The sequence below is a fragment of the Collinsella aerofaciens genome (assembly GCF_040910265.1).
Classification (GTDB): Bacteria; Actinomycetota; Coriobacteriia; order Coriobacteriales; family Coriobacteriaceae; genus Collinsella; species Collinsella aerofaciens_BK.
Genome location: NZ_JBDGAW010000008.1, coordinates 56,428 through 69,679 on the forward strand (window position 1 = coordinate 56,428; position 13,252 = coordinate 69,679).

9 protein-coding genes, 1 tRNA gene and 1 other RNA gene are annotated in these 13,252 nt (G+C 61.9%); 8 read left to right on the plus strand and 3 right to left on the minus strand.

Going from position 1 to position 13,252, the window contains the following annotated elements; all coding sequences use genetic code 11:
• Position 1 precedes the first annotated feature (1 nt).
• Entirely contained in the window at positions 2–2,005 is a 2,004-nt protein-coding gene (locus AB5Z14_RS05075) for an ABC transporter ATP-binding protein (protein WP_368130560.1), read from the plus strand.
• Between the two features lie 111 nt (positions 2,006–2,116).
• On the opposite strand, the gene cysE is transcribed toward AB5Z14_RS05075, so the two are convergent.
• Complete coding sequence (cysE, locus tag AB5Z14_RS05080; protein WP_117635598.1) at positions 2,117–2,821, minus strand: serine O-acetyltransferase; 705 nt, start codon at positions 2,819–2,821, stop codon at positions 2,117–2,119.
• Between the two features lie 224 nt (positions 2,822–3,045).
• Between cysE and AB5Z14_RS05085 the strand changes: the two genes are divergently transcribed.
• Together AB5Z14_RS05085 and AB5Z14_RS05090 are read left to right on the plus strand one after the other, a co-directional pair.
• Positions 3,046–3,693: a DedA family protein gene (locus tag AB5Z14_RS05085; RefSeq protein ID WP_368130561.1), complete on the plus strand. Its 648-nt coding sequence runs from the start codon at positions 3,046–3,048 to the stop codon at positions 3,691–3,693.
• 290 nt (positions 3,694–3,983) lie between these two features.
• Positions 3,984–5,036 carry a branched-chain amino acid aminotransferase gene (locus AB5Z14_RS05090; protein WP_022093821.1) on the plus strand — a complete coding sequence of 351 codons (1,053 nt, stop codon included), beginning with the start codon at positions 3,984–3,986 and terminating at the stop codon, positions 5,034–5,036.
• A 584-nt stretch (positions 5,037–5,620) separates the two neighbouring features.
• Here the strand turns inward: AB5Z14_RS05090 and AB5Z14_RS05095 are convergent.
• Complete coding sequence (locus AB5Z14_RS05095; RefSeq protein WP_089573514.1) at positions 5,621–6,172, minus strand: LemA family protein; 552 nt, start codon at positions 6,170–6,172, stop codon at positions 5,621–5,623.
• A 212-nt stretch (positions 6,173–6,384) separates the two neighbouring features.
• On the opposite strand from AB5Z14_RS05095, the gene AB5Z14_RS05100 reads away from it, so the two are divergent.
• Positions 6,385–6,969, plus strand: coding sequence for a TetR/AcrR family transcriptional regulator (locus tag AB5Z14_RS05100; protein ID WP_117757518.1), 585 nt, complete (start codon positions 6,385–6,387; stop codon positions 6,967–6,969).
• Positions 6,970–6,972: 3 nt separating this feature from the next.
• Here the strand turns inward: AB5Z14_RS05100 and AB5Z14_RS05105 are convergent.
• Positions 6,973–7,062: transfer RNA gene (locus AB5Z14_RS05105), tRNA-Ser, on the minus strand.
• A gap of 51 nt (positions 7,063–7,113) precedes the next feature.
• On the opposite strand from AB5Z14_RS05105, the gene tadA reads away from it, so the two are divergent.
• From tadA to AB5Z14_RS05125, 4 genes are all read left to right on the plus strand, one after another.
• Complete coding sequence (tadA, locus tag AB5Z14_RS05110; protein WP_368130562.1) at positions 7,114–8,895, plus strand: tRNA adenosine(34) deaminase TadA; 1,782 nt, start codon at positions 7,114–7,116, stop codon at positions 8,893–8,895.
• An 85-nt stretch (positions 8,896–8,980) separates the two neighbouring features.
• An RNA gene (ffs, locus tag AB5Z14_RS05115) (signal recognition particle sRNA small type) lies at positions 8,981–9,076 on the plus strand.
• 341 nt (positions 9,077–9,417) lie between these two features.
• Complete coding sequence (locus AB5Z14_RS05120) at positions 9,418–11,292, plus strand: ABC transporter ATP-binding protein (protein WP_368130563.1); 1,875 nt, start codon at positions 9,418–9,420, stop codon at positions 11,290–11,292.
• Positions 11,293–13,152, plus strand: a complete 1,860-nt coding sequence (locus AB5Z14_RS05125; protein ID WP_368130564.1) for an ABC transporter ATP-binding protein — start codon at positions 11,293–11,295, stop codon at positions 13,150–13,152. It abuts the gene before it with no gap.
• Positions 13,153–13,252: the final 100 nt, after the last annotated feature.

The window sequence follows — 13,252 nt, forward strand, 5'->3', positions numbered from 1 at the left end:
CATGACCGAGGAGCTCAAGAAGCAGGGTGGCGTTGATGACGCCGCTGTTGCAGGGGCAGTCGAGGAGACGGCGGCCGTGCCCAAGCTGGACGCTGCCGCCAAGGCCGCGGCCGAGCGCGAGGCCCGTCGCCAGGCGCTCTACGAGGAAAACGAACGTGCCGAGGACGAGCGCGCCCGCGCCGAGGCAGAACGCATGCGCGACGTGGACGACGAGGACGAGGACGAGACACCCCGCGACACCTGGGCGACGGTGCGCCGTCTGTGGAGCGAGGCCGCCGGCGATCATTGGCGCTTCTATATCGTGTTCGCGAGCATCGTGTTCTACGTTATTTTTAACACCGCCGCGCCGGCGTACAGCGCTCTTGTCATCGACGAGCTGTGGGAGCGCATACAGGTGGCGTTTGCCAGCGGGACCACCTTCAGCATCACCTGGGATCAATGCGGCAGGACTATCTTCATCTACTTTATGATCTGGACGGCCGCCGCCTCGTTCTACGCGCTCCAGAGCTTTTTGATGTCGAGTGTTGCCGAGCGCCTCAACCTGCGTCTGCGTAACCGCATCGCGCAAAAGCTCAGCCGCCTGCCGCTTGCCTACTTTGATGCGCATCGCCCCGGCGAGGTGGTCAGCCGCGCGACCAACGACTTGGACAAGATGTCCGAGAGCATGCAGCGCGGATTGCTGCAGCTGTTGGTGTCGATCGGTACCGTGTCGGGTGCCATCATCATGATGTTCGTCTATAGCGTTCGGCTCACGCTGGTCTTTTTGGGTTTTACGGCAGTGTCGCTGCTGGTGACCAAGGCGGTCTCGGCCCGCACACATGCCGTGACCGGCGAGCGCCAGGAGTGGGTCTCTAAGATCACAAGTGCGGTCGAGGAGGGCTATTCGGGTCGTCTGGTCATTCGTGCGTTCAACCGCGAGCGCCAGAGTTCTGCCGAGGTGCACGAGGCCTCGGGCGAGCTGGCGCGCGTGAGCACCAAGGCCGACTTTATGATCAATGCCGTTGGCCCTGCGGTTCGCTTTATCGGCCGACTGGCGCAGATCGTGATCGCGCTCGTGGGCTGCAACATGTTGGTGGCTGGCCAGATGACCGTCGGCGTGTTCCAGGCGTTCTTCCAGTTTATCTACGGAGCGTCCGAGCCCATGACGCAGCTCTCGTTTACCTTCAACTCGCTGCAGAGTGCGCTGGCGAGCGCGGAGCGCGTGTTCGATCTGCTCGATGAGCCCGAGATGGAAGCCGACCCGCTGCCGAGCGAGGCTGCCAAGCTGCCGGGTCGCGTGGAGGGCCGCGTTAGTTTTGAGCATGTGCGCTTTGGGTATACGCCCGACAAGCCGCTTATGCGCGACGTTTCGTTTACCGCTGAGCCGGGTCAGAAAATCGCGGTGGTGGGAACCACGGGCGCGGGCAAGACCACGCTCATCAACCTGCTCATGCGCTTCTACGAGATCGACGGCGGTCGCATCACGCTCGACGGCGTGGACACGAGTCGCATGGACCGCGGCGAGCTGCGCCAGCAGTTTGGCATGGTGCTGCAGGATGCGTGGCTGTTCGATGGCACCATCGCCGAGAACATCGCCTACGGCTGCCCCGAGGCGACGCGCGATGAGGTCGTGGCGGCTGCGCGCGCCGCGCAGGTCGACTTCTTTGTGCGTACCATGTCGCAGGGCTACGACACGCGCGTGGCCAACGATGCCGAAAGCATCAGCCAGGGCCAGCGTCAGCTGCTGACCATCGCGCGCGTGCTGCTCAACAATCCGGCGATCCTCATTCTGGACGAGGCGACGTCGAGCGTGGATACGCGCACCGAGCTTGCCATCGGCCGCGCCATGGACGCGCTCATGCGCGGGCGCACGAGCTTTGTGATTGCGCACCGCCTGTCGACGATTGTGGATGCCGACCTGATCTTGGTCATGGACCACGGCAACATCATCGAGCAAGGAACGCACAAGGAGCTGCTGGCAGCCGAGGGCGCCTACGCCGACCTCTACCTGAGCCAGTTCGCATAAGGTGACAAAGGGACCGTCCCGCATGTCACATCGAAAAGAAGGCGCGCCGGGGACGGATTCCCTGGCGCGCCTTTTGTATTGGCGTTCATGTCGTGGCGGCTGCCCGCGGCCTTAGCGCTCGTCCACGAGTTTGGCGACGAGCGCCTTGAGCTCGGCGACCTCTTGCTCGAGTTCCTTGACGCGACGGGCGTTCTCGGTGATGCCCTGACGGTTAAGGGCGCTCTGCTCGGCAGCGTCGTCGGGCATGTACTCGCGATGCTGCTTGGCGTCGAAGCTCTCCTCGAACACGCGGCAACCGTTGCGCTTGATGATGCGCCCGGGTACGCCCACGACGGTGCAGTTGTCGGGCACGTCCTTGACGACGACCGAGTTGCCGCCGATCTTGACGTTATTGCCGATGTGAATGTTGCCGAGCACCTTGGCGCCCGTGCCTACGGTGACGTTGTTGCCCAGGGTGGGGTGGCGCTTGCCAGTCTCGTTGCCGGTGCCGCCGAGCGTGACGCCCTGGTAGAGCACGCAGTTGTCGCCCACAATGGTGGTTTCGCCAATGACGACGCCCATGGCGTGGTCGATAAAGAAATGCTTGCCGATCTGCGCGGCGGGGTGAATCTCGACGCCGGTGATATGGCGGGTGAGCTGCGAGAGCACGCGGGCGAGTGAGCGATGGCCGTGCTCCCAGAGCCAGTGCTCGGGCACATGATTCCACTTGGCGTGCAAGCCGGGATACGAAAGGAAAATGACCAAGCCGTTTTGCGCAGCGGGGTCCTGCGCCTGGACGGTCTTGATGTCCTCGCGAATGGTATTGATAAAGCTCACCGGCCGCCCTCCCTTAGCGCCGCGACAGTGCAATTCAATAAAGTATAGCGATTCGCTAGGGATTAGGAAGGGCAATCTTGCATGGCTTTACGTGACAGGTGTCAGTTATGCAAACTTGCTGGGAATGAAGTCGCACTTTTGTGGGATTACGCCCGCGTCCGCGCCATAACCGTATACTGGTCAACTTGGACGTGTCCGCGCCCACAACTGAGAGGTTTTACTTCATGGGTTTCATCAATTTTATCGCCGAGCTGCTTAAGGATCCGCGCACCGCGATCGCCAGCTGGATCGCCGCCGGCCCGCTTATGGCCTACGGCTGCGTGTTCCTGATTATCTTTATCGAGACGGGCGTCGTGTTCTTCCCGTTCCTCCCTGGCGACTCGCTGCTGTTCGCCTCGGGCTTCTTCGCCCACAACGGTGGCTTTAACATCGTGGCGCTTTTGGCCACTGCGTGGGCCGCTGCTATCCTGGGCGATCAGTGCAACTTTATGATCGGACACTTCTTCGGCCGCAAGATCATCGCCTCGGGCAAGGTGAAGGCCATGACGCCCGAGCGCATCAAAAAGTCCGAGGACTTCCTGGACAAGTGGGGTCATCTGGCCATTTTCCTCGGCCGCTTCTTCCCGTTCATCCGCACCTTTGTGCCCTTTATCGCCGGCATGGGTGGCATGCACTGGCGCAACTTTGTCATCTTTAACGTGCTGGGCGGCATCACCTGGTCGACGGTCTTTACGCTGCTGGGCTACTTCTTTGGCGGCATCCCCTTTGTGCAGGAGCACTTTGAGCTGCTGATCGTCGGCATCGTCGCCGTGTCGATCATCCCGACTGTGGTCGGCCTGGTTAAGTCCAAGCTCGGGAAGAAGAGCGCCTAGTCCGCGACTACTTTCGAGCATTGATTCAAAGGCCCGTCACCTATTGCGGTGGCGGGTCTTTTTATGTCTGTAGCAAATGAAAATACTTTACTTAGTTAAAGAAAAGCGTTTTATCCAGGGCGCGCGGGGAGTACAATCTCCTGCATGCGAATCGACGTGCCATCGGCTTTGATGCTGTCCGCGTGTCCCGTCCGGCTCTACGCTCCGGGCGTGCGACGTTGCGACGCGGTCGGCCCCGGTCCTTGCGTGCGGGTTCGCGAGTATGCAACCGTGTATGTAAGGAGCGACATATGACTGTCGAGAAGAAGGATATCGATTGGGGTAGCCTCGGCTTTGGCTACATGAAGACCGATTACAGCTACGAGGCCCATTGGAAGGACGGCGAGTGGGACGAGGGCGGCCTGACCACCGACCACACCCTGCATGTCTCCGAGTGCGGCGGCATCTTCCACTACTGCCAGGAGGTCTTTGAGGGCCTGAAGGCCTACACCGCCGAGGACGGCAGCATCGTCTGTTTCCGTCCCGACATGAACGCCGAGCGTATGTACAACTCCGCCCAGCGTCTGGAGATGCCCCCGTTCCCCAAGGACAAGTTTGTCGAGGCCGTCAAGCAGGTCGTCTCTGCCAACGCCGCATGGGTTCCGCCCTTCGGCTCTGGCGCAACCCTGTATGTGCGTCCGTTTATGATCGGCTCCGGTGACGTGATCGGCGTGGCTCCCGCTCCTGAGTACACGTTCCGTATTCTCGTGACCCCGGTCGGTCCGTACTTTAAGGGTGGCCTCAAGCCTGTCAAGCTGCGTGTTTCCGAGTACGACCGCGCCGCACCGCACGGCACCGGCAACATCAAGGCCGGCCTCAACTACGCCATGTCCCTTAAGCCCACGATGGAGGCCCACCGCGAGGGCTATGCCGAGAACCTGTATCTCGACTCCGAGTCCCGCACCTATGTCGAGGAGACCGGTGGTGCCAACGTCCTGTTCGTGAAGGAGGACGGCACGCTTGTCGTCCCGCAGTCGCACACCGACTCCATTCTTCCCTCCATCACCCGTCGTTCGCTCGTTCAGGTCGCTGAGGACCTGGGCATGACCGTCGACCAGCGTCCCGTCGAGTGGGCTGAGGTCAAGGCCGGCACCTTTGTTGAGTGCGGTCTGTGCGGCACCGCTGCCGTTATCTCCCCGGTCGGCGAGATCGACAACAAGGTCTACGGTGCCGACGAGACTGTGACCTTCCCGGCTGGCTACACCGAGATCGGTCCTGTGATGAAGAAGCTCCGCGAGACCCTGACGGGCATCCAGTCTGGTGCTGTTGAGGATAAGCACAACTGGGTTTACACCGTCGCGTAGTCCGTCTTACGGATATGTCCGGCCCGAGGGCAGCCTTCCTTTCCAGCGCGTCCTCGGACATGAAAGAGCCTCCGCTGCGTACTTCGTGCGGCGGAGGCTCTTTCATCCTGCGGAGTGCGCTGGAAAGGAAGGCTGCCCTCGGGCCTGCGTTACCTTGGTATCGCCGTGCGGGCAATGATTAATCTGAAGTAAAGATGGTGCGCGGCCTTTCGGCCGCGCCTTTTGTATTTTTTAGCCGCACGATACCTGTCGTGCGCTACGTGGGTGTGGGGGCGGCGTGCATTTTTGGGAGTATTCTGCAGCCGAAGGTCCTTGCATACTGGCTATCGGGCAAAAAACGGTGTCTTGCGATGCCTTTTGCGAATATCGAGCGGGGCTATGGGCTGCCGAGGATCGAGCTGCAGGGATATTCGCCGCCTTAGGCCTTTGCTGCGGCCCTCGGAGCCCTTGGATTTGCTGAATACTCCAAAAAATGCACGGCGCCTTGAGGGGGACCTTCGCGAGAAAGGAAACCGCCCCGTCGAAGTATGCATTCGACGGGGCGGTTTGTGCATTTAGGCAATTAAGGGCGTACTGCCAACCTGCTAGAACTTGACGGTCGGTGCCTGGCGGGCAGCTTCGGCGGCCTCGAAGCCCTGGCGCTCCTTAAACTGGAAGATGCCGGCAAAGATGACGGCCGGGAAGGTCTGGATGGCGTTGTTGTAACTAAGCACGCAGTCGTTGTAGCTCTGGCGCGCGTAGCTCACCTTGTTCTCGGTGTCTTCGAGCGTGGCCTGGAGCTGCGTAAAGTTGGTGTTCGCCTTAAGATCGGGGTAAGCCTCGGCCACGGCGAAGAGCTGGCGCAGAGCGCCGGTCAGCACGTTGTCGGCTTCCATCTTGGCTTCGGGCGTGGTGGCGCTCACGGCGGCGTTGCGCGCGTTGACCACGGCGGCAAGCGTGTCCTGCTCGTGTTTGGCGTAGCCCTTGACGGTCTCGACCAGGTTAGGGATCAGGTCGTTGCGGCGTTGCAGCTGCGTGTCGATGTTCTGCCAGGCGTTATCAATGCGATTGCGCTTGGTGACCATGTTGTTGTAGATGCCGGCGATGGCGCAGACAATCACAACGACAACAACGATACCGATGATGACGGGAATCATGGTGTCTCCGTTTCGAATGGCCGCGGCGTCTTCCGCCGGCTGCCGTTGGTGTAACGCTACTAGTATACCCGCAACCTTTGGCGATACCGAACTTTCCGGTAAGCGTTATGTTTCCACCAAGGTGAGGCCATTCGCCAGAGGGCGGGCGATACAGGTGTAAGATATGCGACAGATTAGTGAGTGCTGTCTTTTCCTTGAGGAGGGCGATACGTATGGACCTTCGCATCAAGAAAACCTATCGGGCTCTGTTCGAGGCCTTTACCGAGCTGCTCGAAGAACATCGGTTTGAGGACGTGACGGTTGCCATGCTGTGTGACCGCGCTATGATTCGTCGGACGACGTTCTACAAGCACTTCCGCGACAAAAACGATTACTTTGCCTTCTATATCGATGAGCTCATGTCGGGCCTGCCGCAAAAGCGGGCCGATGCGGATGGCGCGGAGGGCGCCGAGGACGTGCGCGCGCTTCGCCACGAAGTGTTCGCCGATGCCATGGATCTGATTCTGGCGCATGAGCAGCTCATGGATAACATTTTGGCGAGCAGCATGTCGGGTATGCTGACCAGCATGATTTGCGACCGCATCGCGCGCTCCATACGCGGGCGCGTGATGAGCGCGCTTGACGAGGACGCGCTCGCGCCCGTATCGCTCGAGACAACGTCTGAGTTTGTCGCCGGTGGCATTATTCGGCTTTTTACCATGTGGTGGGAATCGGGCCACGTACTAGAGCGCCGATCCGAAATCGCCGACGTGGTCGATGCACTGTTCGAGCGGACCATGACGCCGGTGAGTCACTAAGAGTGGCGGAGAGAGGGGGATTCGAACCCCCGGAACGCTCTCGCGCTCAACGGTTTTCAAGACCGCCGCATTCAACCGCTCTGCCATCTCTCCGTGAGTCGTAATGATAGCATCGTTTTGGATTTGCAACAGGGGAGGCGAACGATGACGAGCATCGAAATCGATGAGAAGTTCATGCGCGAGGCGCTGGTGGAGGCGCGCGCCGCCGCTGCGGTGGGCGAGGTGCCGATTGGTGCCGTGGTAGTGCGCGCGGGTGAGATTGTCGCGCGGGCGCATAATCGCCGCGAGCTCGACCAGGACCCTTCGGCGCATGCCGAGTTTTCGGCCCTGTGCGCCGCCGCGCAGTCGCTCGGTCGTTGGCGCCTTTCCGATTGTACGGTCTACGTGACGCTCGAGCCCTGCTGCATGTGTGCGGGGCTTATGGTTAACGCGCGCGTGGGGCGCTGCGTGTACGGCGCGGCTGATGCTAAAGCGGGCGCTCTGGGATCGCTATACGACCTCAATGCCGATTCGCGCCTGAATCATCGGTTTAATGTGACCGCCGGCGTCCTGGCAGACGAGTGTCGCGCGGTGCTAAGTGGTTATTTTAGTGGGCTGCGTGGCGCCGATGGTGCTGGCTGCGGTTGTGGGGCCGATCTTGAGGCGCATGCCGCTCATGCCGAGGCGCTCGCGTGTGTCGAAGATACTGCCGTTGAGGCGGTCGATTTTGGTGCCGCGTGCCGCCGGCCCCGCCGTGTGCTGCTGGCGATTGATTCCTTTAAGGGCAGCGTTTCGAGCGCGCAGGCGGAGGAGGCCGTTGCCGAAGGTGTGCGCCGCGTGTGGCCCGATGCCCAGGTAAGCGCGCTGCCGCTGGCGGATGGCGGCGAGGGAACGCTCGATGCCGTTGCCGCGTGCGGCGGTGAGCTCTCGACCTGCGAGGCTGCAGGCCCCTTGGGCGACCGGGTGTCTGCCCGGATGCTGGTGGACGGCGAGCGCGAATCTGCTGTTATTGAGATGGCCGAGGCGGCGGGTATTGGGTATTCGCCTTGCACGGAATCGGCGGCGCTTGCGGCTTCGACCTATGGCGTGGGTGAGCTGATGCTCCGTGCGGTTCGTGGCGGGGCAAAGACTATCTATATTGGTTTGGGCGGCAGCGCCACCAACGACGGTGGCGCCGGCATGCTGCAGGCGCTGGGCGCGCACGTTGTCGATAAGCGTGGCTGCAATATCGCCCCCGGTCTCGCAGGCCTTGAACACGTGGCGAGTATCGATTTGGCACCAGCGCTTCGGGCGCTGAATGGCGCGCGCGTCGTGGTGCTTTCCGATGTCGAGAATCCGCTCGTGGGGCGTCGAGGCGCACTGGCGGTGTTTGGTGGGCAGAAGGGCTTGCCGACGGATGACGACGAGGTGTTGCGCAGGTACGACAGCTGGATGGTCGGCTATGGTCGCCTGCTCGATGCGGCGATTGCTAAGGCGCGGGCTCAGGGGTTGCTGCGCGCGCCCGAGGGCGCGCGGACATTTGGATCGGTGCTCGGCGTGCCCGGTGCCGGCGCCGCCGGCGGCCTGGGCGCCGCGCTGCTAGCGCTCGGTGCGGAGCTACGCTCGGGCGTGGAGACGGTGCTTGACCTCGTGGGGTTTGACGAGCGCGTGCGCGATGCCGACCTGGTCATAACGGGCGAGGGCAATATGGACGAGCAATCCGCAGCCGGTAAGGCGCCGGTGGGCGTGGCCCGTCGTGCGAAACGCTATGGCAAGCCGGTTGTTGCCGTCGTGGGCGGTCGTGCCGACAACCTGGATGCGGTGTATGGGCAGGGCGTCGACCTGGTTTTGCCGGTCTGCCGCAAGCCCATGGGCCTTGAGCTGGCGCTCGATCCCCAGGAAGCCACAACCAACCTCATCTGCGCCGGCGAAGCGGCCGCCCAAGCCTACGACCTTGGCCGCATCTAAAAGTAGTCAAAAAAGCCCCGTCCCAAATTAGCTACCTTGCCCCATCGGGCGGGAGCGGGTAAGATATATCGAGCGCCTAGCGCGTTCGATGGGTTCGGATGACGACATGTTCCGAATCTGGTCAGGTCCGGAAGGAAGCAGCCATAAGGAGCCTCTGTCGGGCATCCGAATCCATCGAGCGCACGGGCGCTTTTTGGTGCCGTGGCATGGCCCGGCCGGCGACGAGGTATTTGGTGTCTCGCTGGTCCTCGGCTGCGCCTGCGGGATCGCTCGACTACCAAATACCTCGTCGCCGGCCGGGCCCCGTCGTCCAAAAATCACCCGTAAGGGCGCGTTTATCTGAACAATTCAATCCCGTGCTTTGTGGAGCTCGCTGGCTTTGCCAAAGCATTGGCGGCTACGGACCTTGGGCGCTAGTGACCGTTGCCCTTACATCTGTAACGAGTTGCTTACGCATCTCCAGGGTTCTCCGTACTATCATGAATCAGATTGAATAGAGATGATGATAGGGAGCGCCTTTTTATGATTGAGTTGCTTAGGCGTTTTGGCGGTAAGTTTCGCCGGTATATGGTGATTGGCCCTGCGTGCAAGCTGATCGAAGTGATCTTTGACCTGCTGACGCCGCTCGTGATTGCCCAGATGATCGACAAGGGTATCGGCGCGCACGACGTGAGTGCCGTCGTCCACTACGGCATGGTGCTCGCCGCCATGGCTGTGATCGGCATCTCGTTTACGCTCGTCTGCCAAAAGATGGCGGCGCTCACCTCGCAGGGCATGGGCACCGACATTCGCGGCGCACTCTACCAGCACATCAACAAGCTGAGCTATGCCGAGCTCGACCGCTTTGGCACGCCGTCGCTCATCACGCGCATTACCAACGACGTTAACCAGGTGCAGCTCGCCGTGGCGCTGGGCGTGCGCATGCTCATCCGCTGGCCTTTCCTAGCGGTGGGCTCCATGATTGCGGCCCTTGCCATCGACCTTAAGCTCGGCATGATCTTTTTGATCTGCACGCCCGCCATCGGCCTGGTGTTTTGGTTTGTCATGGCGCGCTGCATTCCGTACTACAAGCAGCTGCAGGCAAAGCTCGACCGCATCGCGCTTATTTGCCGCGAAGGACTTTCGGGTGCTCGCGTGGTCCGGGCGTTTGTGCGCGAAGACCACGAGCGCGAGCGCTTTGCCCAAGCCGCCGACGACCAGGCCCATACCGCCATCGCGGTGGGCAAGCTCTCGTCGGTCCTTAACCCCGTAACGTTTTTGGTGATGAACCTGGGTGTGTGCGCCATCCTGTGGGTGGGCGGCATCCAGGTCAATGTGGGTGAGCTCACGCAGGGCCAGGTCATGGCGTTTGTGAACTACATGACGCAGACCCTGACCTCCATCGTGTATGTCGCCAACCTGGTCGTGGTCTTTACCAAGGCGAGCGCCAGTGCGTCGCGTCTCAACGAGGTGCTCAATTGCGTGCCGAGCATTACCGACGAGGGCAACCAGCCGGTTGCGCTGCCCGAGCCGGGCGAACTGGCGGGTGGCGCTGTTCCGGTCCCGGCGCTGAGCTTGAGCCATGCGAGCTTTTCTTTTGGCGCCGGCGCTGCCAACGCCGTCAACGATGTGACCCTGGAGCTCCCGCTGGGCAAAACGCTCGGCATTATCGGCGGCACGGGCAGCGGTAAGTCGACGCTCGTCTCGCTCATCCCGCGCCTGTACGATGCGAGCACCGGCCGCGTGAGCGTAATGGGTGCCGACGTGCGCGCCTGGCCGCTCGATCAGCTGCGCCATGTGGTCGCGACCGTACCGCAGCGCGCGTCGCTCGTGAGCGGCACGATCCGCAGCAACCTAACCTGGCGCGACGAGTCGGCAACCGATGAGGAGCTGTGGGCGGCGCTCGATATAGCGCAGGCCAGCGAGTTCGTGCGCAACAAGCCGCAGGGGCTCGACGCCCCGGTCGAGGCGGGCGGCAAGAACTTCAGCGGCGGCCAGCGCCAGCGCCTGACCATTGCGCGCGCCCTGGTGGGCTCGCCGCAAATTCTGATCATGGACGACTCCGCCTCGGCGCTCGACTTTAAGACCGATGCGGCGCTTCGCCATGCCATCCGCGAGCGCAGCGTGCGCGGCGCCGCTGAGGGCGGGCTGCCGCTGACGACGGTGATCGTGAGCCAGCGCGTCTCGACCGTGCGCGATGCCGATATGATCTGCGTGCTCGACCACGGCTCGGTCGCGGGCTTGGGCACGCACGACGAGCTGTACGCAAGCTGCCAGCTCTACCGCGAGATCTGCCAGTCGCAGCTTCGCCGCGAGGAGCTCGAGGGCCAGCAGGGGAGCGTGGCGGCCGTGTCCGCCCCAAGCCTTGCGTCCGCCTCAACCGCTTCCGCATCCGTCTGCGCAAAGGAGGGCTGCTAGATGAATCCGTACACTTCTTCCGGTTCGGTCGCCACGATGACGGCCAACGTGTCCGGTAACGATAACCTTAACGACCTGGGTGACGGTCCGCGTCAGCCCGGCGACCCCGAGCGCTATCCCGTGGGTGCGGTGACTCGACGCCTGCTGGGCTATGTGCGCCCGCACCGCATTTCGTTTACGGCGTCGTTTGTGAGTGCCGCCATCTCGGTGATCTTGCAGCTCTACACGCCCATCCTCATCGGCGAGGGTATCGACCTCATCGTCGCCGCCGGACAGGTGGACTTTGACGCGCTGCTGCCGCTTGTCACCAAGCTCGCGATCGTCGTGGTTGGCGCTGCGACCTTCCAGTGGCTGCAGGGCTACTGCGTCAACCGCCTGTCCTACGAGACGGTGCGCGACATGCGCGTGGAGGCGAGCGACAAGCTCAGCCGTATGCCGCTCAGCTTTATCGATAGCCATGCCCACGGCGACCTCATGAGCCGCGTGGTCAACGATGTCGATCAGGTGGGTGACGGCCTGCTGCAGGGCTTTACGCAGCTCTTTACCGGCGTCATCACCATCGTGGGCACGCTCGCGTTTATGCTCTCCATCAACCTGACCATGACGCTTGTGGTGGTGCTCGTCACGCCGCTTTCCATCTTTGCGGCCGGTGCCATCGCCAAGTTTTCCAATAAGAGCTTCACTGCTCAACAGCGCATCCAGGGCCAACTCGGCGCTCATATCGAGGAGTATGTGGGTGAGCAAAAGCTCGTGGACGCCTTCGCCTACGGCCCGCACGCTCAACAGCGCTTTGATGTTCTCAACGCCGATCTCTATACGGCGGGCGAGCGCGCGCAGTTTATGGGTTCGCTTTCTAACCCCGGTACGCGCTTCATCAATAACATCATCTATGCCATGGTCGCCGTAATCGGCTGCGCGGGCGTGATCACGGGCGTGCCTGCGGCGCTCACGGTGGGCGGCGTGCAGATTTTCCTGTCCTACGCCAACCAGTACACTAAACCGTTCAACGAGGTCACGAACGTCATCACGCAGATCCAGACCGCGTACGCCTCGGCGCGCCGCATGTTCGCGCTGCTCGATGCGCGCGAGCAAGAGCCCGATGCCGTGGATGCCATTGAACTCGCCGCCCCGAAGGGCGAGGTTTCGTTTGAGCATGTGGACTTTAGCTATGTGCCCGAACGCAAGCTGCTGCAGGATATCTGCATCGATGCCAAGCCCGGTACGCGCTTTGCCCTCGTCGGTCCCACGGGCTGCGGAAAGACAACGCTCATCAACCTGCTGCTGCGCTTTTACGATATCGATGCCGGACGCATCATGGTCGATGGCCGTTCCTCGCGTGACTACACGCGCGCAAGCCTGCGCCGTGCCTTTGGCATGGTGCTGCAGGACACCTGGCTGTTCGAGGGCACCGTGGCCGAAAACATCGCCTACGGTTGTCCCGATGCCACACGCGAACAGGTTATCGAGGCGGCCAAGCGCGCTCATGCGCATAAGTTTATCGTGCAGCTGCCAGGCGGCTACGATACGGTGATCGGCGAGGACGGCGGCACGTTTAGCCAGGGCCAAAAGCAGCTGCTGTGCATCGCGCGCGTCATGCTCACCGACCCGGCGATTCTGCTGCTGGACGAGGCAACCTCGAGCATCGATACCCGCACCGAACTACAGGTGCAGGCGGCATTCGACGAGCTCATGGCCGGCCGCACGAGCTTTGTCGTGGCGCACCGCCTGTCGACGATCCGCAACGCCGACTGCATCCTGGTCATGCACGACGGCGAGATTATCGAGCGCGGCACGCACGATGAACTGCTCGCGGCAGGCGGCTTTTACGCCGAGCTCTACCGCAGCCAATTCGCCCAGTAAGCAAGACGCGGGGCAAATGAATCGGGTTTGTTTGTCCCATAGAGCGATCTTGTTATATAGCGTTTTACCAGCGCGTGAAACATTTTGACGATACTCCGTG